This window comes from Lautropia dentalis (assembly GCF_003892345.1).
Lineage (GTDB): Bacteria > Pseudomonadota > Gammaproteobacteria > Burkholderiales > Burkholderiaceae_E > Lautropia > Lautropia dentalis.
In genome coordinates this window covers 728091-751543 of record NZ_RRUE01000002.1, presented here as the reverse complement: position 1 = coordinate 751543, position 23453 = coordinate 728091, and the positions used below count along the sequence as shown (strand labels likewise).

Genomic DNA, 23453 nt, shown 5'->3' with positions numbered 1-23453 from the left:
GGTGCCCGGGAACCACACGGCGCAGAAACGAGCCAATGTCACCGCCGATGAGAAACTGACCCACCTGCCGAAGTAAAACTGACCCACCTGAGTGAAGCGGGCAGCACAGCGACGCGACAGGCAGCTACCTCCTGCGCGCGGTGCATTGCCTCATCATTGCCGCACACTGCCTCGTGATCGAAGTGCATTGCCTCATGATCACAGCGCATGTCAAGCCATCAAAACTGCGGGCAAACGTAACGCCCTGCTGGTAACGACAGACCGGAGCAAGTAATTGCAAAAAATTCTGAACAAAACCGGGACCATTGCTTGCCCCTGTACACGCCAGTTTCTCTCACCATGCGGGACGACTCGAACGCCGCATCTGCCGACGTATCGGCCCGCATGCCCAGAGGAGCCTCTGCAAAAGTCTGCGAGCGCTTGGGGCCCAGGATCGGGATGAGCCAGAAGGCGCCATTTGGCGGCAATAGCAGGGCTATTGGCGGCAAATGGCAACGCACTGGATCGACCGAGCATGGAGACCAAAGTGCCGCAGGACTTTTGCAGAGGCTCCCCGGGAGGTGCCGCAGGGACGAATGAGTCCATAACACCCTCCAACACCCTCCAGGGAGAAACCCCATGATCCGGAAATCCGATCCAGCGCGGCGCAGCGCCGCAACATCCATCCGGCAGGCCGCAGCACTGGTCCTGCTCACCAGCCTGGCCGCCTGCGGCGGCGGCAATGACACCCCACAGACCATCGATGCCAGCGGTGGCGAAATCAGCGCCAAGGCGACGACTGGACAGGCAGCCCGGCATGCTGGCAACGGAACACCGAACGCCGGAAGCGCGGCACGAAATTCCGGTGCCACCACAAAGGACACGGGCACGGATGGCACGGCACAGGCGGCAACCGGCGATGCAGCCGCTGCACAGAATGCTTCCGGCGCCACACCTGCCAGGGAGCCAGCCACCGTCTCCGCCAGCGGCGTACGCGGTGATGTGCTGGCCACCGCACTGCGCGGCTCATACAGCGATGTGACGGCGGGAGGCGATCCGTGGCCGGTACCGCTGCTGAACGCCACGGGCCAGCCCCCGGAAGGAAAGATCACTGACGACACCATGGTGGCCGGCATCGACCAGATGACGTATGACAAGGCCGGCACCAATGGCATCGGCCCCTATGCGTGGAAGGCCCAGTCGTTCCCGTGGACGAACAATGGTGCAGCGCCGGCCAACCCGATTGCGAAGGACACCATCGAATTCGGCCTGTCGGCGCACGGCCCCCTGCCGGCCAGCACGGCAAACGATGCCGCCGATGCCGATGTGCTGCAGATCGGCCCGCTGGCGGCCCTGCAGACCGAACTCCCCAGCACCGACAATGCCGGGGCGGCGCGTGCCGCCATGCTGGGCACTTCCTCGACCACGATCATTCGCCGCCTGACCGTATACAAGCTGGATCCGAACCAGTACCTGCACACATGGCGTTTCGGCAGCGAGGGCCCGGACAACAGCACGCCCGAGCTGGGCCTCTTCCTGAAGAAAGGCTATGCCGACAACCAGTTCCAGCTCTGCTGGCGGGTCGAGGACAACCGCACGGACATGCACCGGACCGGCTGCTCCATCTGGGAAGTGGCAGCCGACTGGAAGCCCGGCAAATCGCTGAAGGCGGTGGGCTATTACCTGATGGATTCCATCCGGAATCCCGGTATCGCGGGCCAGTGGATCAACCGGCACTATCACACGAAGCTCAACGCCCAGTGATCACAAAAAACCCGGGCCAGTCCAGACAGGACATCCCGGGTTTTTTGTGACGCGAAAGATTGCCGCCAGGTCCGGCGCATGTACAGGCGCCATGCGCGCCCGCAAAATCCCCGCTGGGCGCGCATGACAGGGCGGCAGGGCCGCAGAATCCCCGGTGGATTCAGGGCACGGCCGGCGTGGTCATGCGCGCCCGGCTGCAACCATTATGCCGCGGCGCACTTGGCCTTGCGTGCCGCCACTTCGGCCACGGCCAGAGCCGTCATGTTGACCAGCCGGCGCACGGTGGCCGACGGGGTCATGACGTGCACCGGGAAGGCACTGCCCAGCAGGATCGGGCCGATGGTCACGCCATGGCCATCGGTGGTTTTCAGCACGTTGAACAGGATGTTGGCCGAATCCAGGTTCGGGCACACCAGCAGGTTGGCCTCGCCTTCCAGCGTGCTGTCCGGCACCAGGCGGTCACGCAGCTCGGGGCGCAGGGCAGCGTCGCCGTGCATTTCGCCGTCGCAGCTGACATTGGGCACCACGCTGCGGAAGATGTCGCGGGCCTCGCGCATCTTGATGGCCGAGGGCCGGTTGGAGCCACCGAACTGCGAGTGCGACACGAAGGCCACCTTCGGCGGAATGCCGAAGTTGTTCACCTCTTCGGCCGCCATCTGGGCGATCTTGGCCAGCGTCTCGGCGTCGGGCGAATCGTTCACGTAGGTGTCGGTGATGAACAGCGTCCGGTTGCCCATGGTGAGCGCGTTGAGCGTGGCCAGCGGCTTGCCGGGGCGCGAGCCGATCACGTCACGGATGTGCCCCAGATGCACGTCGAAGCGGCCCAGCGTGCCACACAGCATGGTATCGGCATCGCCCAGCCGCACCATCAGCGCGGCGATCAGCGTGGTGGCACGGCGCACACCGGCCTTGGCAGCCTCCTGCGATACACCGCGACGGCCCATCAGGCGCCAGTATTCTTCCCAGTACTGGCGGAAGCGGGCATCATCGTCGGGGTTGACGATCTCCATGTCCTGGCCGGCACGCATGCGCAACCCGGCCTTGAGAATCCGGTCCTCGATGACCGCCGGCCGGCCGATCAGGATGGGATAGGCCAGTCCCTCGTCGATGGCGGTCTGGGCGCAGCGCAGCACGCGCTCGTCCTCGCCCTCGGCATAGGCCACGCGCTTGATCGCGGCCGGCGCGGCCTTGGCCGCAGCGACCACCGGACGCATCAGCAGACCGGTCGAGTACACATAGTGGTAGAGCGACTGGCGATAGGCGTCCAGATCCTCGATCGGACGGCTGGCCACACCGGACGCGGCGGCGGCTTCGGCCACTGCCGGGGCGATGCGCAGGATCAGGCGCGGATCGAACGGCGTGGGGATGATGTAGTCCGGGCCGAAGTTCAGGTTCTTGCCGGTATAGGCGTCGGCCACCTCGTCACTGGGCTCGGCCTTGGCCAGGGCGGCAATTTCACGCACGCAGGCCAGCTTCATCTCCTCGGTGATGCACGAGGCACCGCAGTCCAGTGCGCCCCGGAAGATGTACGGGAAGCACAGCACGTTGTTGACCTGGTTCGGATAATCCGAACGGCCGGAGGCGATGATGCAGTCCGGGCGGGCGGCACGCGCGTCCTCGGGGCGGATTTCCGGCTCGGGGTTGGCCAGCGCCAGAATCACCGGCTGCTCGCCCATCGACTTGACCATCTCGCCGGTCAGCACGCCGGAAGTGGAACAGCCAAGGAACACGTCGGCCCCCTTCACGACATCGGCCAGCGTGCGGGCCTCGGTGTCCTGTGCATAGCGGGCCTTCGACTCGTCGTAGCCGCCCGGGCGACCCTTGTAGATCACGCCCTTGGAGTCGGCCACATAGACATTCTTCGGATTGACCCCCAGGGCCACGAAGATGTCCAGGCAGGCCAGGGCTGCAGCGCCGGCGCCCGACACGGCCACCTTCACGTCACCAATGGGTTTGCCCACCAGTTCCAGACCGTTGACCAGCGCGGCGCCCGAGATGATGGCGGTACCGTGCTGGTCGTCGTGGAAGACGGGAATCTTCATCTTCTGGCGCAGCTCGCGCTCGATGTAGAAGCATTCCGGCGCCTTGATGTCCTCGAGGTTGACGCCGCCCAGCGTGGGCTCCAGCGCCATGATGATCTCGACCAGCTTGTCCGGATCACGCTCGGCCAGTTCGATGTCGAACACATCGATGCCGGCAAACTTTTTGAACAGGCATCCCTTGCCTTCCATCACCGGCTTGCCGGCCAGCGGGCCGATGTCGCCCAGCCCCAGCACGGCCGTGCCGTTGGTGATCACGCCGACCAGGTTGCCACGGGAGGTGTACTCGGCCGCCTTGGCCGGATCGGCCTGGATGTCCAGACACGGATAGGCCACCCCCGGCGAGTAGGCCAGCGACAGGTCACGCTGGTTGGACAGGGGCTTGGTGGGACGGACGGAAACCTTGCCCGGGGCGGGCTGGGCGTGATACTCGCGCGCTGCGTCTCGCAGGGCGGCTTCGGCGGCAGAAAGCTGTTTGGTCATGAGGCAGTGTGAATGAAAGGGAACAGACCGGCACCGGCCGGCGGCCACCCCGGCATTCGGATACGGGGCAGGCGTGCGGACCGCAGGGGTCTGACGGAGGAGCGGGTATCGTGCAGGGCCAGGCGGGAGACATGCTCCCGGGGCGCGCGATGAACGGGTCAGAGACCGCCCGTTCCGGGTGCCATGGGTATGCCCTGAACGTATATCCGCAAGATTACACCGAACGGCGTAACTGTGTAGCGGGAAGTGACGATGGTGGGACGGCTATGATGGTTGGCGTGGCCATCCTGCCGTACAGGCTGTCACGACACTGTGTAAACCAGCATCCAGCGTCATCATGTCAACATCACCCTCCAAAGGGCCAGCTTCCGGCCCTCCTCCTGCAGATCACCCGGCCGTCGAGCACGCCCCGGAATCGCCACCGGGTAGCATCGATGCCTTCATTCATGTCCTGGACGGACGATTCACACCAGACAGGGTCATGTCGATCGACGAAATGAACGCACTGATCCAGGCGGGCTGGGCGGGTGAGTATTCGTGACTCGTAGCCTCAGAAGGAAAATACTCTGGCAGTCAGGCCATCTTCAGCGCAGCCTCGGCACGTGCCAGCGCCGTGGCCTCGTCTGCCTCCACGATGTAGTTCACGCCCAGTGAAGCAGCCAGCTTGGCCGACTGCTCCCGTATCTGGGCCAGCTGTGGCGGATCGGGCTCGATCAGCAGCATGGCCACGCAGCGTTCGGCCAGCCGGGGCTGATGGGACCGGATCCACATCAGGTATTCCCTGCGGTCGGCAATGCGCTGCTCGTCGCTCTTTTCCAGCCGCATGGGCGCGCAGACCGTGGCAAAGCGGGTGTTCTCTGCCAGCAGCACGTCGAACGCATCCAGCCAGTCGGCAAAACGGCGCACGGGCGTGAGATCGGTGAAGTAGACCGTACCCTCGGGCAGGACCCGGACGGGGGTGAAATACATGGTGTGTCTCCCTTGGCTCGTGGCCGGTGGTCAATGCCAGATACCGCACAAGCGGAACATGCCTTGCTGCCGACACGTCAGCAGTTCATGCCAACGGCGCCTGCCATCACATCATACGGGCAAACGTATCACGTAATCGGGCGCGATCACCAGTTCGTGCGACAGTCCCGCCCCGGAAGCGTCCGACGATCCGGATGCCTGTCAGCAGGCAAACGGGGCTTGGCGGCCCTTCTGTCATCCCGTATGATGGACAGACACCCGCTGGAGAGGTCATGAACACAGCCACCCCCACCCTCGACCCCCTGATCCACGACGACCCCACAACCGGGGAAGAGCCCGGCTACGTGGAATGGGTTCGTGAACAGATCGCCCAAGCCCTTGCCGAGACTGGTCCCGGCAAGGAACATGACCAGTTCATGACAGAAATGCGCCAGCGAATCCTGTCCCGGGCGGGACAGGCTCAATGACCCGGAACACGTTGCCGCCATCACTGCCAATCATCTGGAGCGAGCTTGCCCAGTCCAGAGTACAGGAGATCGGTGACTACATCACACAGCAAAGTCCACAGAACGCCCTGGCGATGGTTCAGCGTCTGGAATCCGCTGTTCAGCCGCTCCGGCGATTCCCGCAGCTTTTCCGGATCAGCGAACGATTCCCGGGCACCCGGGAAATCCCGGTCCCTCCCTACGTGATCCTCTACAAAGTATCGGATCAGGCCATAACCATATTGACCGTCGTACACGGCCGGCGCAAGTTCCCCGGGCCTGATCACCCACAGGGGGTTTCGCAGGGATGAACGAATTCATGACACGCTCAACACCCTGAAACGCAGCCCCCAGGCATCACCCACGGGGCCAGTCGTAATCGATGATCAGCGGCGCATGGTCCGAGAAGCGCACCTCTTTGTAGATCTCGGTTCGCCGGGCCGCGGCGGCCATGCCCGGGGTGGCCAGCTGGTAGTCGATGCGCCAGCCCACGTTCTTTGCCCAGGCCTGGCCACGGTTGCTCCACCAGGTGTACTGCTCGGCGCGCGGGTCCAGCTGGCGGAACACATCCACGAAACCCAGGTCCAGCAGCTGGGTGAACCATTCACGCTCTTCGGGCAGGAAGCCCGAGTTCTTCTGGTTGGAACGCCAGTTCTTCAGGTCGATTTCCTTGTGGGCCACGTTCCAGTCACCACAGAGGATGATCTCGCGTCCACTGTCCTTCAGCGCCTGCATGTGGGCGGCAAAATCCTTCATGAAGACGAACTTGCGCTGCAGGCGCTCTTCCGACGAGGAGCCCGACGGCACGTAGACGGAGATGATGGCGTGCGTGCCGAAGTCCATCTCGATGTAGCGGCCCTCGGCATCGAACTCGGGCTGACCAAAGCCCTCCACGACGGTCTGCGGCGTGTGCGGCGTGTAGATGCCCACGCCGGCATAACCCTTGCGTTCGGCCAGATGGAAGCGTCCGGGGGCCTTGCCCACCGTCTTCATGTCTTCCGTCATGTCGGCCAGATGGGCGCGGACCTCCTGCACGCAGATGGCGTCGGCGTTCAGGGTGGCAGCCCACTCGAACCAGCCCTTGCGGGCGGCTGAGCGGATGCCGTTGAGATTCTGGGAAACGACGCGGAGCATCGGGTGCCTCCTGGCTTGCGCGAACACAGGGGGAGTTTACCTTTCGGAAGCGTGCCTGCAACGCACAGCAGGCAACCCGGTCTTGCGTACCCCGGCATGAAAATCTGTCAGCGACATTCCGGCCCTCTATGACGATGACATGTCATCCCGGATGTACAGCCATGTGGCCAGACAGTGCAGCACACCGATGGCCAGCGAAATCCACGACGACCACAGGTCGAACGCCGACATGTGCATCCGGAAAAACAGTGCCGGCAGCACGGCAGCCCCCCGCAGCGTATAGATGGCAGCGATCACGATGAGCCCCAGCCGCAGCTTTGGTAACGGCCAAACCCGCCAGCCAGCCGCTGCCGCGTAGACACGACAAAAACCAGTGCAATACCGGCCGTCAGCACGCCGGGCAGCCACGAACCCTGTTCGGCCATCGACGCCAGCGTCTCGCCGGCGCCAAAGAACCGGTAGGCCGGCGCACCGTTGATGATGACGAACACATGCAGAAGCGCAACCAGAAGGCTGCAGCATGCGGACGACATGAGCAGGTAGCGTTTCAGCACGGGAAGTCCCTCCTTGTCACGCTATCCAGCAGGAACGCAATTCGGGTGCCTCCTGGCTTGCGCGAACACAGGGGGAGTTTACCGGGCGTGTCATGGACGTGTTCGGCCTCGCGCGGGACCGACGGCATGTCTTTCACATCACATTCAGCAGCGCCGCCAGCGCCGGCACACTGTGCACGATATGATCCGGCCGGCTGCGCGCCAGTTCTTCATGGCTGTGGGCGCCCCAGGTGACGGCACAGGTGGCAGCACCTGCCGCCTTGCCCATGTCGATATCGTAACTGGAGTCTCCCACGACCAGCACCTGCGACAGTCTGCCAACGACATCCTCACCGTCCCGCAGGGAACCCACGACACCGGCAGGGGCGGATTGCCCTGTCCTCGCCGTCCCTGCCGCGGGTGCACCTTCCCGTTCCTCGTCCATGACGGTTTCATCCACTGGACGACCTCCCCGTCGCAGCCGCGCCAGTTCCGCCAGGCCTGCATGCACGGCATCCGGCGCCGGCTTGCAGTGCGCCACCTTGTCGGAGCCAACCAGCACATCAATCAGCCCGCCCAGCCCAGCGGTTTCCAGATTGCGGGCCGCCACATCGGAACGCTTGCTGGTGACGATGGCGGTGCGCACACCCTGTGCCTTCAGTGCCTGCAGCAGCGGCGCAATGCCGTCGAAGGCTTTCATGCCCCGGTCGGCCACTTCACGATATTTGGCCCGGAAACGCGCCATCAGCTGTTCGTACCCAGCCTCGTCCGGCGGGTGGCTGGCCATCTGGCCAAAGCTCACCTCGATGGGAATGCCCATCTTCGCGATGATGACCCCGGCGTCCGGCACGTTCAGGCCGGCATCGGCAAAGGCCCACTGGGTGGCCTCGACGCCGCAGGCAGCGCTGTCGACCAGCGTGCCGTCGAAGTCGAACAGGACGGTATGGAAAGGCAGGGAGGCAACAGGGGTGGCGTGCATGGGGGTCTCCTCGAGGCACGTGAACCGGGGTGGCACGGCACTGGCCGCCCGTGCAACAGGCGTGCAGTCGGTGCATCCGCTCCGGCGTAAAGACAGGAGCGTCCGCCCCGCCTGCGGTGGCGGTTCAGCCGTCACTGTTGCGGACGGATTGTAGAGCGTGCCCGTGCCATGAACGCATTCATGCCCCCGCTGGCCCGCCCCCGACCGTGGCAGCCAGGGCGCACACGCAGGCAAGGATGGCCACCCCGTCCTGCACGCCCAGCGTCAGGGGTTTGGCAGGGATGAATGCGTCCACGACACGCGCCAGGCACATATACCAGTAAGATTCACGGCATCGAACGAGCTGCCACCCGGGACAGACCCGCGCAGGACAACCAGCACCATCGCCCCCGCTTCAGGAGCCCCCCCATGACCTCCCTCTCCCACGATTTCATCCGCTTTGCCCTCGACACCGGTGCGCTGCGCTTCGGCGAGTTCAGGACCAAGGCCGGGCGGCTGTCGCCCTATTTCTTCAATGCCGGGCTGTTCCATGATGGTGCCGGGCTGGGCAGGCTGGCCGGGTTCTACGCCGACCGGCTGCTGGAAGTAGAGGGGGGACTGGCTGCTGAAGGATCATCACAGACTGGCGCACAGGCCGACAACACGACAGCACGTGCCGGCGACACGGCAGCTCAGGCGGGCAACGCTGCAACCGGCACCGGCGGCACGAAGGCACAGGCAGCCCTCGCACCTGTCCGCGGCTTCGACGTCCTGTTCGGCCCCGCCTACAAGGGCATCACGCTGGCCTCGGCCATGGCGGTGGCCTGCGCACAGAAGGGCCGCAACATCCCGTTCGCCTTCAACCGCAAGGAGGCCAAGGACCATGGCGAGGGCGGCAATCTGGTGGGCGCGCCGCTCAAAGGGCGGGTGGCCATCATCGACGACGTGATCTCGGCCGGTACTTCGGTGCGGGAGTCGGTGGAGATCATCCGGGCAGCCGGGGCCGAACCGGCTGGCGTGTTCATTGCGCTGGACCGGATGGAACGCGGCGGCAACGCCGAGCAGGTGGCGGCGCTTTCGGCCGTCGACGAGGTGCGGCAGCGCTATGAGATGGAGGTGCATGCACTGGCCACGCTGGATGACCTGTTGGCCTATCTGACACAGCACGTTGAGCATTCCAGCACACGAAATGCGTCGGGTGAGGCCACTTCTGCCGGCGGTTACAGTGACGCGATGCTTGCCACTTATCGCTCTGCCATCGCCGACTATCGCCGGCGCTATGGCACCGGGGGGCGTGCCTGAATACAGTGGAGGGCATGAGCCTCCATCGCGTCCATTCCCTGTTTGTATGTCTGGTCCTGACCGCCGTGTCGGGCCATTGGGGCATGGCGCGTGCGGCCACGGCCGTGGAAGATTCGGCCCCCCGTCATGGTCGCTCGATCTATGTGTGCCAGGACGAGAAGGGACACATCATCTCGTCCGACCAGCCGATTTCGGCCTGCGCGAAGCGCAACATGCGCGAGCTGAACCGTGACGGCTCACTGCGGCGGGTAATGCCCCCACCGCTGACCCGCCAGCAGGAACGGGAGGCCGCCCAGCAGGCGCTGGTGAAGCAGGAGCAGGAACGGGCGCTGCGTGCCCAGCAGGCGCATGACCGTCACCTGCTGCTGACCTACAAGTCGCCGGAGGATCTGCGCGACCGCCAGAAACAGCAGCTGGAGATGATCGACGAGGAAATCAGCGCGGCCACCAAGCGGATTCTGGTGCTGGACCAGAACCTGAAGATCGAGCGCCAGCTGGCGGCCGAGTGGCAAAAGAAGCAGGAGCGTCCCAACGCCCGCCTGCCCTATGCCGTGCAACAGCGCATCTCGTCGATTGCCAATGCCATTCTGGCCGAGGATGCGCTGATCAAGGAGCGCCAGGGCGAGCGCGAGCGCGTGAACCGCGATTTCGAGGCCAATGCGGTACGACTGACCGAGCTGCTGGCCAACATTGCCGAAGAGCGGGCCCGGTCACTGCACTGATACCCGGTTTCTCCTGGCCGCAGGCAGATCTGCACAGGTTGCCGCCGCTCCACACAGAAACGGACGCTCACCTCACTGGCAGCGTCCGTTTTTCATGGCCCCGGTCCAGCACCGCCATCCGGCGGTTCCGGAACCGGTGCAGGCGGGTCAGCCCAGCTTTTTCTTCAGCAGCTCGTTGACCTGCTGCGGATTGGCCTTGCCGCGGCTGGCCTTCATGACCTGGCCGACCAGGGCATTGAACGCCTTTTCCTTGCCGGCGCGGTATTCATCCACCGATTTCTGGTTGGCGGCCAGCACCTGATCGATGATCGGGCCGAGCACGTCATCACCGCTGATCTGCTTCAGGCCCTTGCGCTCGATCAGCGCATCGACCAGCTCGGCACCGCCGTCGGCCGGGCCTTCTTCCCACAGCGTGTGGAACACTTCGCGGGCCAGCTTGCCCGACAGCGTACCGTCGGCCACCCGCAGCAGCAGGCCGGCCAGTTGCGGTGCCGATACCTTGCTGTCGGTGATGTCCAGTCCGTCGCGGTTGAGCTGGGCAGCCACCTCGCCCATCACCCAGTTGGCAGCGGCCTTGGCCTGGCTGACAGGATCACCCGGCAGGGCAGCCAGCACGGCCTCGAAATACCGGGCGTGCGCAAAGCTCTGGGTCAGCGTGAGCGCGTCGGCCTGCGACAGGCCCCACTGTGCCTGATAGCGGGCCCGCTTGGCGCTGGGCAGCTCGGGCATGGCGGCCCGCACGGCCTCGATCCGTTCGGGCTCGATGCACAGCGGCGGCAGGTCCGGTTCGGGGAAGTAGCGGTAGTCGTTGGCGTCTTCCTTGGTCCGCATCGAGCGGGTCTCGTCGGTGTCGGGGTCGTACAGGCGGGTTTCCTGCACCACCCTGCCACCGTCCTCGATCAGCTCGATCTGGCGGCGCACCTCGAACTGGATGGCACGCTCCAGAAAACGGAAGGAATTGAGGTTCTTGATTTCGGCGCGGGTGCCGAATGCCTGCTGGCCCACCGGCCGAACCGAGATATTGGCGTCCACGCGGAAGGAACCTTCCTGCATGTTGCCGTCGCAGATGCCCAGCCAGGTCACCAGCCCGTGCAGGGCGCGGGCATAGGCCACGGCTTCGGCGGCGCTGCGCATCTCGGGTTCGGAAACGATTTCGAGCAGCGGCGTGCCGGCCCGGTTGAGGTCGATGCCCGACATGCCAGCGAAGTCCTCGTGCAGCGATTTGCCGGCGTCTTCCTCGAGGTGGGCTCGGGTGAGGTTGATGGTGCGCACCTGCGGCGGCTCACCCTGTTTTGTGGACGGGACGGCGATGTCCAGCGTGCCGCCCTCGACCACCGGCTGCTCGTACTGGCTGATCTGGTAGCCCTTGGGCAGGTCCGGATAGAAATAGTTCTTGCGGGCAAAGATGGAGACCGGTGCCACGCGGGCGCCGATGGCCAGCCCGAAGCGGATGGCATGTTCCACCGCCCGGCGGTTGAGCACCGGCAGCACACCCGGCAGCGCCAGATCGACCGGGCAGGCCTGGGTGTTGGGCTCGGCGCCAAACCGGGTGGAGGCCCCGGAGAAGATCTTCGACTGGGTCAACAACTGGACATGGGTTTCCAGTCCGATCACCACTTCCCATTGCATGAGCGTATTTCCGTTTCAGCAGGTATTCAGCACACCGGGCGGCAGAAAGGCACGGCGACGGCCACGGCAGGGTCCGGCCGGCACGGCATGACGTGCATCACACCCGTCCGGACCGGCCTGGCATGCGCTGTGCCCTCCGGCTCCCTCAGCGGTCCAGACGGGCGCAGCCGCCGGTCTGCGGGTTGAACATCACCGGCCAGGCTTCATCGGCCACGCTGCGCGGCGAGCAGAAGGACTGGCAGTTGGCGTGCGCCAGCGTCACACGGCGGGGCTCCTGATAGACCATCAGTTTGCAGGCGCCACGGCTGCGCGAGGACAGTTCGATGTGCGGCGCGTCCTTGGTCTGGTAGAAGTCGTTCAGGGCGAAGCTGCACTGGCCCTTGCGGCCGGCCCTGGCGCGCCAGGTCATGGTGGTGACCTTGCCCCCCTCGATCCGCAGGTCGGCATCTTCGGCAAAGCCGTCGATGTCCTTCTGGTGGCAGCTGCCGGCGAAGTTCTGCAGGGCGGCGCCCTGCGACGGCAGGCCCCGGGTGGCCGGCTGCGGTGCCGTGACGGGCGGTCTGGCCGTGGCGGAGGGCTTCTTGGCGCGCTTCACCATCGGCATGCCGGTGCAGGCCGCCAGCGCGACCGCAACGAACAGCAGCGAGGCACGCTGCAGCCAGAGATTCTGCGATTTTCGTTGTTGTAATTCAGTATTCATGATTTTGCGATGGTTTGGTGAGGGAGCCAGGCTCCATGCCGTCCGGTCCACACCCCATGCCAGCGGCGGACTGTCCGCACAGGCCAGGAACGGCGCCGGCTCCGTGCGGTCTGGTGCCCGTACCCGTGATGCGGTGCGGGCCCCCTGTCATGACAGAATGACAGGGGTTTCCGGGCTTTCGCCCGGCTGCTGAAGGGGGACGGATCATGGAGCCCTGTCCAGACCCGGACGCCATGTTCCTGCCGGGAACCCCTGCCCCCAACCGGGTCAGGGACTCATGACGGGCACATGCCCCGATTCATGTTGACTGGCCTGGCCGGCGCAGGTGCCAGTCGGTCTCCTGCTGGTACACATGGCCAATGGTGAGCAGGCGTGCCTCCGACAGGGCGGGCCCCACCAGCTGCAGGCCCACCGGCAGGCCGCCATCGAAACCGCAGGGCAGCGACACACCCGGCAGCCCGGCCAGCGAGGCCGGCAGCGTGAAGATGTCGGCCAGATAGTTGCGTACCGGGTCGTCCTTCTGCTGGCCAATGGGCCAGGCGGTTTCGGGGGTGACCGGGCCGGCAATCACATCCACCTCGCCAAAGACGCGGGCGAAGTCGTCGGCGATCATCCGGCGCAGCTGCTGGGCCTTGCGGTAGTAGGCATCGTAATAGCCATGCGACAGCACGAAGGTGCCGATCATGATGCGGCGCTTCACCTCGGCCCCGAAACCTTCGGCGCGGCTGTTCATGTACAGCGACTTCAGGTCGGACGCATCTTCGCTGCGGTGGCCGTAGCGCACGCCATCGTAGCGGGCCAGGTTGCTCGACGCCTCGGCCGGCGCAATCACGTAGTAGGCAGGAATGGCCAGCTCGGTGTGCGGCAGCGACACCGGTACCAGCGTGGCGCCCAGCGCCTCGAAGCGTTTGAGGGCCTCCTGCACGGCATGGCGCACACCCGGCGTCACACTGTCGTTCAGGAATTCGGCCGGCACGCCCACGCGCAGGCCGCCCAGCGGGGCACTGCCCTCGCCGGCCCAGCTCATGGCAGGCACGGCCGCCAGGTCTTCGGGCAGCACGGGCAGGCTGGTGGCGTCACGCTCGTCGAAACCGGCCATGGCAGCCAGCAGCTGCGCGCAGTCGGCGGCCGAGCGGGCAAACACACCTGCCTGGTCCAGGCTGCTGGCAAAGGCGATCATGCCGTAGCGCGACACACGTCCGTAGGTGGGCTTGATGCCAGTGACGCCGCACATGGCCGCCGGCTGGCGTACGGAGCCGCCGGTGTCGGTACCCGTGGTGAGCGGCACCAGCCCTGCAGCCACGGCCGCAGCCGAGCCCCCCGACGAGCCGCCCGGCACGCGGGTTCTGTCCCAGGGGTTCTTCACGGGGCCGAAATACGAGTTCTCGTTGCCCGAGCCCATGGCAAATTCGTCGCAGTTGAGCTTGCCCACGCAGACGGCGCCGGCCTCGCGCACCTTGCGCACCACCGTGGCGTCGAAGGGACTGTAATAGTCGGCCAGCATCTTCGAACCGGCCGTGGAGCGCCAGCCGCGGGTGACGAAGGCATCCTTGTGCGCCATCGGCACACCCAGCAGGGGGCCGACACGCTCACCGCCCTGGCGGGCGGCAGCCAGCCGGGCGTCGGCCTCGTCGGCCTGGGCCAGCGTGAGTTCGGGCTGCACGTCGATGAAGGCGTTGATGTCGCTGACGGCCACGGCTTCCAGGCAGTGCGTGGCCAGTTCGCGGGCCGACACCTCACCGGCACGCAGTGCGGCACTGATGGCGCTCAGGCCACCGGTTTCCAGCAGGTCTTTCAGGGTGCTCATGGACGCCTCACTCCACCACGCGGGGTACCAGATACAGGCCATCGGCCACGGCGGGCGCGGAACGCTGGTTCTCGGTACGGTTGTCGGTTTCGGTGACCACGTCGTCGCGCAGGCGCAGGCTGGCGCGCTCGCAGTGGGTCATCGGCTCGATGCCGGTGGTATCGACGGCACGCAGCTTTTCGATGATGCCGAAAATGTCGTCGAGCTGGGCAAGCAGATGGTCGCGTTCGCCATCATCCAGCCGGATGCGGGCAAGCTCGCCCAGACGGGAAATGTCAGCGGGGGTCAGTGACATCGGGGATCCCTGGCAGACCGGGCCGGCACGGGGGCCTTGCCCGGCAAGACATGAAGAATGAAGAAACGGCGTGCGGCCCGGGGCACCACCCGCAACAGCAACGGTGGTATGGCTGCAACGCCGGGAAGACGTTCACCGCGGGCCAGCGACCGGCAGTCTCCGGTCGGCCGCGCAGACGGACACCGGCAGAAGTATACCGGTATGATCCTTTCGCCATTCTGGATACGCAAAGCGACATCTCGTCATGCTCGGTTTCATCAAGAAATATTTTTCCAATGACCTGGCCATCGATCTGGGGACGGCCAACACCCTGATTTACGCCCGGGGCAAGGGAATCGTCCTGGACGAGCCTTCGGTGGTGGCCATCCGCACCGACACCTCGCCCGGCGGCAAGCGCACCATCACGGCCGTCGGCCGCGAGGCCAAGCTGATGCTGGGCAAGGTGCCCGGCAACATGCAGGCCATCCGCCCGATGAAGGACGGGGTGATTGCCGATTTCACCGTCACCGAGCAGATGCTCAAGCAATTCGTGCGCATGGCCCATCCGGGGTCGGTGTTTGCCCCCAATCCACGCATCGTCATCTGCGTCCCGTGCGGTTCCACCCAGGTGGAAAGGCGCGCCATCCGCGAATCGGCGCTGGGTGCGGGTGCCTCGGAGGTCTACCTGCTGGAGGAACCGGTGGCGGCTGCCATCGGCGCCGGCCTGCCGGTGTCGGAGGCCACCGGCTCGATGGTGATCGACATCGGCGGCGGCACCACCGAAATCGGCGTGATCTCGCTGGGCGGCATCGTGCATGCCAATTCGCTGCGGGTGGCCGGTGACCGCTTCGACGAAGCCATCATCACCTACGTGCGCCGCAACTACGGCATGCTGATCGGCGAAAGCACGGCCGAACAGATCAAGAAGGAAATCGGCTCGGCCTTCCCCGAAGGGCAGGTACGCGAGATCGAGGTGAAAGGCCGCAATCTCTCCGAGGGCATTCCGCGGGCGTTTCGCATCAGTTCCAATGAAATTCGTGAGGCGCTGACGCCACAGTTCAACCACATTGTGTCGGCCGTGAAGATCGCCCTGGAGGATGTTCCCCCCGAAATCGGTGCAGATATTTCCGAACGGGGCATCATGCTGACGGGCGGTGGTGCGATGATTCCGGGGCTGGACCGCCTGCTGGCCGAGGAAACCGGCCTGCCCACCCTGATTTCCGATGAACCCCTCACCTGCGTCGTGCGCGGCTGCGGCCTGGCCCTCGAGCGCATGGACGAGCTGGGTGGTATCTTCACCCACGAATGATTACCCGATACCGTGCGCCGGAGGCTCCCAGACCCGGCATTGCCCTCACCCTGTCGCTGCTGGCACTGGCACTGATGTTTGCCGATGCCCGGCTGGGGCTGCTTGCGCCGGTACGGAAAACCCTGGGCGCCGGGCTGTATCCGGTACAGGCCGCGCTGGCCTGGCCCGGCGAGCAGCTGCGCAGCATCGACGGCTATTTCGATGATATCGCGGCACTGCGCACCGAAAACCAGCTGCTGCGCACGGTACTCACCCAGCAGGCCGGCATTCTGGCCACCACCGAACGGCTGCGCCAGCAGAACCAGTCGCTGCGCGAACTGGCGGCGCTGCGTCCCCGTATTCCTCAGCCCGGCATCGTGGCCGAGGCCGTCATGCAGCCCCGCGCGGCCGGCACCCGTCGCCGGCTGCTCAACCGCGGCAGCCAGCACGGTGTTGCGGCCGGACAACCCGTCATCGACGCCAGTGGCGTGATCGGGCAGATCACCCGGGTCTATCCGTTCAGCAGCGAGATGACGCTGATCACCGATCCCGCCCTCAGCGTGCCGGTGACCGTGCAGCGCAATGGCCTGCATGCCCTGACCTTCGGCACCACCAGTCCGGCCCGGCTGGAGCTGCGCTTCCAGGCGCGTGATGCCGACATCCATACCGGCGACATCGTGCAGACCTCCGGGCTGGACTTCCTGTATCCGCCCGGCATTCCGGTGGGCGTGGTCGAGCAGGTGGAAGCACCGGCCGGCGAGCCCTTTGCGCAGGTGCAGATCCGTCCGCTCGCCAACCTGGGCGATCCACAGCTGATGCTGATCCTGCAGTCCGACACCTCGGCCATTCCGGACGATCCGGCACCGGCCCGTCCGGCGGGCGATGCCGCTGGCCGCGACGCCCCCCGCACCCCCGGCAGCAGGGACCTCCGCACCGGCACGACACCCGCCACACCGCCGGAGCGGGCCACCGGCACGAACACCCCAGCCGGCACCAGGGCCGGAGCGGCCGACGTATCCGACCCGGCCACCGACACCGCCGACGATCCCACGGCAGCCAGCCCGGCCGCCCCGCAGCCATGAACCCAGCCCTCACCCCCGCCTCCGCTACCGCGGGCTGGCTCCGCATCGTGCTCTCGGTGCTGCTGGCCACCCTGCTGGCACTGGCACCGTGGGGCCAGAGCCCGATCATCCCCGACCTGCTGATGCTGGTGCTGGCCTTCTGGGCGCTGCACCGGCCCACCCGCAGCCTGCTGGCCGCCGGCTTCCTGCTGGGGCTGGTCATGGACGGACACACCGGCAGCACGCTGGGTGAACACGCCATGGCCTATACGGTCACGGTCTGGCTGACACTGCAGTTCCAGCGACGCATCGGCTGGTTCCGGCTGCCCGGACAGATGCTGCACATGCTGGGCGTGCTGCTGGTGGCCCAGGGCGCGGTAGCCGGTGCCCGCTTCCTGCTGGGCCTGCCCTTCCTGGGGCCCGAACAGTTTCTGTACACGCTGAGCACCATCCTGCTCTGGCCGCTGGCCGGCCTGCTGCTGCATGCGCCGGTGCGCCGCCTGCGCCCCAGCAGTGCCGCGGCAGGCCACGTTCCCCGCACCGCGCCCTTCGTGGCACCGGACGAAGCCCCCGGCCTGGAAGAGGCGCTGTCGATCTTTGCGCACCACAGCGAGCCGGACACCCTGCCGATGCCAGCGCCGCAGCCGGGCTTTGGCACCCATGCCCTCCCGTCCTGGGGCGCCCCCCCTGCACCGCACACACCGATGCCGGCCCCGCATGCCGACCTGTACGCTGCCCCTCGCATGCCGGCCACGACAGCCTCGACACCCGCCCCGCAGCCAGCACCCCAGCCAGCCGCCCGGCCGGTACAACCACGGGTCCAGACTGCCTGGGACAGCCGGGCCGCCCATGACCGCCAGTTCGGCCACCGTCCTGCAGCCCGCGCCCCGGAGTCGTACGGCGCCGCCCCTGCACCGGCGCGCCATTCAGAACCCGCCCTGGCAGAACACGCCCCGCGTCCGGCCTTCAGCCGGCACGACGGCTGACCGGAGCCGCCAGCGTGCCGCGCCGCCGTGATGCCACTGCCCCCGCGCCCTTCAACCGGCGCCTGCTGATCGCCATGACCATCAGCGTGGTGGGCTTCGGCCTGCTGGGCGCCCAGGCGTGGCACCTGCAGGTGAAGAACTTCGACAAATACCACGCACTGGCCGAGAACAACCGCATCACACTGCTGCCGCTGCCACCGCAGCGGGGGCGCATCCTGGACCGCAACGGCATCGTGCTGGCCGAGGATGTCTACCTGCCGGCGCTCGAAATCGCCACCAGCCAGGTACGCAACATCGACCGGCTGGCCGCCCAGCTCTCGCCCATCGTCCCGATCACGCCGCAGGAAATCCGCCGCTTCAAGAAACTGGCCGCCGCCAGCAAGAACACCGACGGCACCATCCCGCTCAAGACCCGGCTGACCGACGAAGAGGCCGCCCGGCTGGCCGCCGTGCGCTTTCGCTTCGACGGCGTGGAGATCAAGGCGCGTCCGCACCGGCGCTACCCGCTGGGCACCTCGGCCGCCCACGTGATCGGCCACATCGGACGCATCTCCGCCGCCGACAACGACTGGCTGGCCAGAACCGACAATGTGTCCAACTACGCCGGCAGCACCCACATCGGCAAGCTGGGGCTGGAACAGAGCTACGAAAGCGCCCTGCACGGCACGGTGGGCATCGAGGAGGTGGAAGTCACCGCCAGTGGCCGCCCCGTGCGCTCGCTGTCGCGCCGGCCGGCCACCCCCGGACAGGACATCCAGCTGTCGCTGGACATTCCGCTGCAGCAGCTGGCCGAACAGCTGTTCGTGGGCTGGCGCGGCGCACTGGTGGCCATCGAGCCCCGTACCGGTGAAATCCTCGCCTTCGTGTCGATGCCGAGCTTCGACCCCAACCTGTTCGTCGATGGCATCGACCAGCAAAACTGGCAGCGCCTGAACACCGATCCGGCCCGCCCCCTGCTGAACCGCCCGCTGCGCGGCACCTATCCGCCGGGCTCCACCTACAAGCCCTTCATGGCCCTGGCCATCCTGCAGAACGGCGTGCGCAAGCCCGACGATGTCATTCAGGATCCGGGCTACTTCATGCTGGGCAAGCACCGCTTCCGCGATTCCAAACCGCAGGGCCACGGCAAGGTGGACCTGTTCAGGTCGATCGTGGTGTCTTCCGACACCTACTATTACGGTGCGTCCTACGATCTGGGTGTGGACCGCATTCACGACTTCATGAAACCCTGGGGCTTCGGCCAGCTCACCGGCATCGACCTGCCCGACGAGCAGCCGGGGCTGCTGCCCTCGTCCGCCTGGAAGCAGCAGCGCTTCAAACAGCCGTGGTACCCGGGGGAAACCCCGTCGATCGGCATCGGACAGGGGTACAACGCCTTCACCATCCTGCAGCTGGCCCACGCCACGGCCACGCTGGCCAACGACGCCATCGTGCAGCGGCCGCATCTGGTCACGCACATCGGCACCGTCTCGCCCGATACCAGCAGCGACACCCGCAGCGGCCGCCCGTTGCCCGTGGCCCGGCAGTATGTGCAGCTGGTGCAGCGCGCCATGGCCGACGTGAACCGCAAGGGCACCGCCCGCCTCGCCTTCCAGGGCGCCGGCTACGAATCGGCCGGCAAGACCGGTACCGCGCAGGTGATCGGCATCAGGCAGAACGAAAAATACGACGAAAGGAAAGTGGCCCAGCATTTCCGGGATCATTCGCTCTACATGGGCTACGCCCCCGTGGAAAACCCGCGCATCGCCCTGGCCATGGTGGTCGAGAACGGCGGCTTCGGCGCCCGCACGGCCGCCCCCATCGCCCGCAAGCTTTTCGATTTCTACCTGCTGGGCAAACGCCCCACCGAACTGGACACCCCGGTGAACCCGGCCGACATCGAACCCGACGTGCCGGAGGAGACCCAGCCATGAACGCAGCGGCCTTCTGGCGGTTTCTGCGCCACCGCGTCTTCATTTTCGACCCGATGCTGTCGATGGTGCTGCTGGCCATCACGCTGATCAGCCTGGTCACCATGTATTCGGCCGCCGGCGAAGGCAGCACCCGGCTGATGGTGCACGCGCGGAATCTGGGCATGGCCGTGCTGATCACCTGGCTGGTGGCCAGCCTGAGCCCCAGACGGCTGATGACGGTGGCCATCCCGCTCTACCTGGCCGGCCTGGCACTGCTGTTCTGTGTCGAGCTGTTCGGCGTCAGTGCAAAGGGCGCCAAACGGTGGCTGGATCTGGGCTTCACCCGCATCCAGCCGGCCGAACTGATGAAAATCGCCATTCCGCTGATGCTGGCCTGGTTCTTCCACATCAGCCAGAACCGCCTGCGCGCCCGCTATGTACATCTGATGGCCATCATGCTGCTGGTGCTGCCGGTGGCGCTGGTGGGCAGGCAGCCGGACCTGGGAACGGCCATCCTGATCGGCTCGACCGGCGCCTTCGTGATCTATTTTGCCGGGCTGCCGTGGCGGGTGATCCTGGCCAGCCTGGTCATCGGTGTAGCCGCCCTGCCACTGCTGTGGCTGAACATGAAGCCCTACCAGAAGGAGCGGGTACTGACGATGATCGACCCGACCAACGACCCGCTGGGCAAGGGTTTTCACATCATCCAGTCCACCATTGCGGTGGGCTCGGGCGGCATGCAGGGCAAGGGCTGGCTGAAGGGCACGCAGGCCCACCTGGACTTCGTGCCCGAGCGCACCACCGACTTCATCTTCTCGGTCTACGCCGAGGAATTCGGCCTGGTGGGCACCGCCGTGCTGCTCACGCTGTATGCCGTGCTGATCGGCCGCGGGCTGATGATCGCCAGCCAGGCGCAGAGCCCGTTCGGCCGGCTGCTGGCCGCCTCGATGACCATGAGTCTGTTCACCTACGCGTTCGTGAACATCGGCATGGTGATCGGCATCCTGCCCGTGGTGGGCGTGCCGCTGCCCTTCATGTCGTACGGTGGTACCGCCCTGGTCACGCTGGGCATCGGCTGCGGCATGCTGATGTGCGTGGCCCACGACAACGCCATGCAGCGCCTGCGGCCGGGCCGGCACTTCGTCTTCGAATAACCGGCCATCACCCCCCGAAAAGGTGCGTCACCACGGCCGTGTGCCGACAAATCCGGCCCGTCGGGATCACTCGATCCCGGGGTTCACCGCCAGCAGGATCTTGCCGACATGGTCGGAGCTTTCCATGCGGCGATGCGCCTCGGCCGCACTGTCCAGTGGAAACACCCGGTCGATGACGGCCTGCACTCGGCCATCCTCCACCATCGGCCAGACGTTGTCCTGCACTGCACGCGACAGGCGCGCCTTCTCCTCGGCCGAACGGGCCCGCAGCGTCGAACCGGTGAAGGTCAGCCGCCTGAGCATCAGCGGCATCCAGTCCACCTCCACCTTCGCGGTCTGCATGAAGGCAATCTGCACCAGCCGCCCCTCCAGCGCCAGGCTTCTCAGGTTGCGCTCGATGTAGGGGCCACCCACCATGTCGAGAATCACATCCACGCCGCGCCCCTCGGTGAGCTTCGACACCTCCACCATGAAGTCGCGCCGGCGATAGTCGATGGCCGCATCGGCCCCCAGCTTCTGCGCCGCCCCGGCCTTCTCCGGCGTGCCGACCGTACAGAACACCCGGGCGCCCAGCGCCTTCGCGATCTGGATGGCCGCCACGCCGATGCCCGACGTACCCCCATGGACCAGCAGCGTCTCACCCGCCTGCAGGCGGCCACGTTCGACCACATTGGCCCAGACCGTCAGCACGGTTTCGGGCAGCGCCGCCGCCTGCGCCATCGACAGCCCGGCCGGCACCGGCAGCACCTGGCCGGCCGGTGCCGCCACGTATTCGGCATAGCCGCCGCCATTGACCAGCGCACAGACCCGGTCGCCCTTCTGCCATTCGGGCACGCCCTGCCCCACGGCCGCCACCACACCGGCCACCTCCAGCCCCAGATGCGGCGAGGCCCCGCGCGGCGGCGGATAGCTGCCGGCCCGCTGCAGCACGTCCGGACGGTTCACCCCGGCGTACGCCACGCGAATCAGCACCTCGCCCGCCCCCACCTCCGGCAGGTCCCGCTCCGCCAGACGCAGCACATCGGCATCTCCACCCCGACCATGGTCGATATATTTCATCAAGGCTCCCTGTAGTTTCGTCTGATGTCATTTGACGTTGTCTGACGGGGAAATTCTAGAGCGTGTCATGGATGCATTCATCCCTGCACACCCCCCTTTGAACGTGCGGGACAAGGCCACAGATCCCGATGGCGTCAGGGCACTGCCACCGCCATCATGTGCGCCAGAAGGGCTCAGCCCGAATCCATGTGCCATGACCGAATCCGTGTGCCGTTACCATGTGGAGGCCGTCCACCCTCCCGCCCGGCTTCACCCATGACCACCCGCCCCCATTCCCCTGCCCGCTCCCCCGCCCTTCCGCCCGCCGGCACCCCGGCACGCGCCCTGATCGATGCCGCTGCCCAGCTGCGCGACGCGCTGCAGGCCCTGCACTTCGCGCCGCCCGTGGCCCACGTCTACAACCCGCTGACCTATGCCTGGGCACCACACGCCGCCTATCTCGCCCGCTTCGGCAACGCCCCGAAGAAGATCATGTTCCTGGGCATGAACCCCGGCCCCTTCGGCATGATGCAGACCGGCGTCCCCTTCGGCGAAGTGGCGGCCGTTCGCAACTGGATGGGCATCGAAGCCCCGGTCGAGGCTCCCGCCAACCAGCATCCCAAACGCCTGATCGACGGATTTGCCTGCAAAAGATCGGAAGTGAGTGGTCGCCGACTCTGGGGCTGGGCCGAAAAACGCTTCGGCAGCGCCGACGACTTCTTTGCGCAGAACATCGTCATCAACTACTGCCCGCTGGTCTTTCTCGAGGCCGGCGGCAAAAACCGCACCCCCGTACAGCTGCCCGCCACCGAGCAGCGTGCCCTCGAAGCCCCCTGCGACCGGCACCTGGCCCGTGTCATCGAGGTACTGACCCCCGAATGGCTGATCGGCATCGGCGGCTTTGCCGAAAAGCGCCTGCACCACGTGGTCTCCGAGGTGCTGGACGACCGCCCCCTGGCCCGCCGCCTGAAGATCGGCCACATCCTGCACCCCAGCCCGGCCAGCCCGGCCGCCAACCGCGGCTGGGACGAGGCGGTGGACCGCCAGCTGGCAGACTACGGCCTGCTGCCCTGAATGCCGTCCTGAAGCAGGCTGCCCCCGTCGGGCTGGGACATGCGCCCCTTCTGCCAGGCCGTATCCGGGTGCCTCTCCCGAACCGCTCCCGCCTGTAACCCGCTCTCACGGGTGTTCCTCCCTTGCGTGTGCCCCGCACACCCGTGTGGCCAGTCCCCGACAGACGCTTGCAGGATATTGAC

General features: G+C 66.3%; 22 protein-coding genes. 11 read left to right on the top strand and 11 right to left on the bottom strand.

Annotated features, from left to right (window positions below):
• Nucleotides 1–618: 618 nt before the first annotated feature.
• Nucleotides 619–1743 carry a hypothetical protein gene (locus EHV23_RS11120; RefSeq protein WP_125096135.1) on the top strand — a complete coding sequence of 375 codons (1125 nt, stop codon included), beginning with the start codon at nucleotides 619–621 and terminating at the stop codon, nucleotides 1741–1743.
• Between the two features lie 203 nt (nucleotides 1744–1946).
• Here EHV23_RS11120 and EHV23_RS11115 read toward each other — a convergent pair whose 3' ends face one another.
• Together EHV23_RS11115 and EHV23_RS11110 are read right to left on the bottom strand one after the other, a co-directional pair.
• Complete coding sequence (locus EHV23_RS11115; protein ID WP_125096134.1) at nucleotides 1947–4265, bottom strand: NADP-dependent malic enzyme; 2319 nt, start codon at nucleotides 4263–4265, stop codon at nucleotides 1947–1949.
• A 573-nt stretch (nucleotides 4266–4838) separates the two neighbouring features.
• Entirely contained in the window at nucleotides 4839–5234 is a 396-nt protein-coding gene (locus EHV23_RS11110) for an extensin (RefSeq protein WP_125096133.1), read from the bottom strand.
• Between the two features lie 272 nt (nucleotides 5235–5506).
• On the opposite strand from EHV23_RS11110, the gene EHV23_RS11105 reads away from it, so the two are divergent.
• Together EHV23_RS11105 and EHV23_RS16640 are read left to right on the top strand one after the other, a co-directional pair.
• Nucleotides 5507–5701, top strand: coding sequence for an antitoxin (locus tag EHV23_RS11105; RefSeq protein WP_125096132.1), 195 nt, complete (start codon nucleotides 5507–5509; stop codon nucleotides 5699–5701).
• Nucleotides 5698–6030 (top strand): type II toxin-antitoxin system RelE/ParE family toxin, encoded by a 333-nt coding sequence (locus tag EHV23_RS16640; RefSeq protein WP_125096131.1) that lies wholly within the window; start codon nucleotides 5698–5700, stop codon nucleotides 6028–6030. The genes EHV23_RS11105 and EHV23_RS16640 overlap by 4 nt, the downstream gene beginning before the upstream one ends.
• A gap of 46 nt (nucleotides 6031–6076) precedes the next feature.
• Here EHV23_RS16640 and EHV23_RS11095 read toward each other — a convergent pair whose 3' ends face one another.
• From EHV23_RS11095 to EHV23_RS11085, 4 genes are all read right to left on the bottom strand, one after another.
• Nucleotides 6077–6853, bottom strand: coding sequence for an exodeoxyribonuclease III (locus EHV23_RS11095; protein ID WP_125096130.1), 777 nt, complete (start codon nucleotides 6851–6853; stop codon nucleotides 6077–6079).
• A gap of 126 nt (nucleotides 6854–6979) precedes the next feature.
• Nucleotides 6980–7150, bottom strand: coding sequence for a hypothetical protein (locus EHV23_RS15295; RefSeq protein WP_158615941.1), 171 nt, complete (start codon nucleotides 7148–7150; stop codon nucleotides 6980–6982).
• A complete protein-coding gene (locus EHV23_RS11090; protein WP_125096129.1) occupies nucleotides 7147–7407 on the bottom strand; it encodes a hypothetical protein in 261 nt (86 codons plus the stop codon). The genes EHV23_RS15295 and EHV23_RS11090 overlap by 4 nt, the downstream gene beginning before the upstream one ends.
• Nucleotides 7408–7540: 133 nt before the next feature.
• Nucleotides 7541–8365 carry an HAD family hydrolase gene (locus tag EHV23_RS11085; RefSeq protein ID WP_125096128.1) on the bottom strand — a complete coding sequence of 275 codons (825 nt, stop codon included), beginning with the start codon at nucleotides 8363–8365 and terminating at the stop codon, nucleotides 7541–7543.
• A gap of 408 nt (nucleotides 8366–8773) precedes the next feature.
• Between EHV23_RS11085 and pyrE the strand changes: the two genes are divergently transcribed.
• Together pyrE and EHV23_RS11075 are read left to right on the top strand one after the other, a co-directional pair.
• A complete protein-coding gene (gene pyrE, locus EHV23_RS11080; protein WP_125096127.1) occupies nucleotides 8774–9646 on the top strand; it encodes an orotate phosphoribosyltransferase in 873 nt (290 codons plus the stop codon).
• A gap of 14 nt (nucleotides 9647–9660) precedes the next feature.
• Complete coding sequence (locus tag EHV23_RS11075; RefSeq protein WP_125096126.1) at nucleotides 9661–10368, top strand: hypothetical protein; 708 nt, start codon at nucleotides 9661–9663, stop codon at nucleotides 10366–10368.
• A 147-nt stretch (nucleotides 10369–10515) separates the two neighbouring features.
• Here EHV23_RS11075 and gatB read toward each other — a convergent pair whose 3' ends face one another.
• The 4 genes from gatB to gatC all read right to left on the bottom strand — a co-directional run bounded on the left by gatB (nucleotide 10516) and on the right by gatC (nucleotide 14799).
• A complete protein-coding gene (gene gatB / locus EHV23_RS11070; RefSeq protein ID WP_125096125.1) occupies nucleotides 10516–11997 on the bottom strand; it encodes an Asp-tRNA(Asn)/Glu-tRNA(Gln) amidotransferase subunit GatB in 1482 nt (493 codons plus the stop codon).
• A 145-nt stretch (nucleotides 11998–12142) separates the two neighbouring features.
• Nucleotides 12143–12697, bottom strand: coding sequence for a hypothetical protein (locus EHV23_RS11065; protein WP_125096124.1), 555 nt, complete (start codon nucleotides 12695–12697; stop codon nucleotides 12143–12145).
• Nucleotides 12698–12995: 298 nt separating this feature from the next.
• Entirely contained in the window at nucleotides 12996–14504 is a 1509-nt protein-coding gene (gene gatA, locus EHV23_RS11060) for an Asp-tRNA(Asn)/Glu-tRNA(Gln) amidotransferase subunit GatA (protein WP_125096123.1), read from the bottom strand.
• A 7-nt stretch (nucleotides 14505–14511) separates the two neighbouring features.
• Nucleotides 14512–14799: an Asp-tRNA(Asn)/Glu-tRNA(Gln) amidotransferase subunit GatC gene (gatC, locus tag EHV23_RS11055; protein ID WP_125096122.1), complete on the bottom strand. Its 288-nt coding sequence runs from the start codon at nucleotides 14797–14799 to the stop codon at nucleotides 14512–14514.
• 244 nt (nucleotides 14800–15043) lie between these two features.
• Here gatC and EHV23_RS11050 point away from each other — a divergent pair, with 244 nt between their 5' ends.
• Genes EHV23_RS11050 through rodA form a run of 5 tightly spaced genes read left to right on the top strand, consistent with a single transcriptional unit; the run spans nucleotide 15044 to nucleotide 21159 of the window.
• Nucleotides 15044–16087 carry a rod shape-determining protein gene (locus EHV23_RS11050; RefSeq protein ID WP_125096121.1) on the top strand — a complete coding sequence of 348 codons (1044 nt, stop codon included), beginning with the start codon at nucleotides 15044–15046 and terminating at the stop codon, nucleotides 16085–16087.
• On the top strand, nucleotides 16084–17148 hold the full coding sequence (gene mreC / locus EHV23_RS11045; RefSeq protein ID WP_125096120.1) for a rod shape-determining protein MreC: 1065 nt from the start codon (nucleotides 16084–16086) through the stop codon (nucleotides 17146–17148). The genes EHV23_RS11050 and mreC overlap by 4 nt, the downstream gene beginning before the upstream one ends.
• The gene (mreD, locus tag EHV23_RS11040) at nucleotides 17145–18113 is read left to right on the top strand and encodes a rod shape-determining protein MreD (protein WP_125096119.1); all 969 of its coding nucleotides are present in this window, start codon (nucleotides 17145–17147) and stop codon (nucleotides 18111–18113) included. The genes mreC and mreD overlap by 4 nt, the downstream gene beginning before the upstream one ends.
• Before the next feature lie 14 nt (nucleotides 18114–18127).
• Nucleotides 18128–20026, top strand: coding sequence for a penicillin-binding protein 2 (mrdA, locus tag EHV23_RS11035; RefSeq protein ID WP_238990430.1), 1899 nt, complete (start codon nucleotides 18128–18130; stop codon nucleotides 20024–20026).
• On the top strand, nucleotides 20023–21159 hold the full coding sequence (rodA, locus tag EHV23_RS11030) for a rod shape-determining protein RodA (RefSeq protein ID WP_125096118.1): 1137 nt from the start codon (nucleotides 20023–20025) through the stop codon (nucleotides 21157–21159). Before mrdA ends, rodA begins: the two co-directional genes overlap by 4 nt.
• Nucleotides 21160–21225: 66 nt before the next feature.
• Here rodA and EHV23_RS11025 read toward each other — a convergent pair whose 3' ends face one another.
• Complete coding sequence (locus EHV23_RS11025; RefSeq protein WP_125096117.1) at nucleotides 21226–22218, bottom strand: NAD(P)H-quinone oxidoreductase; 993 nt, start codon at nucleotides 22216–22218, stop codon at nucleotides 21226–21228.
• Nucleotides 22219–22473: 255 nt separating this feature from the next.
• On the opposite strand from EHV23_RS11025, the gene EHV23_RS11020 reads away from it, so the two are divergent.
• Nucleotides 22474–23271, top strand: a complete 798-nt coding sequence (locus tag EHV23_RS11020; RefSeq protein ID WP_125096116.1) for a uracil-DNA glycosylase family protein — start codon at nucleotides 22474–22476, stop codon at nucleotides 23269–23271.
• Nucleotides 23272–23453 lie beyond the last annotated feature (182 nt).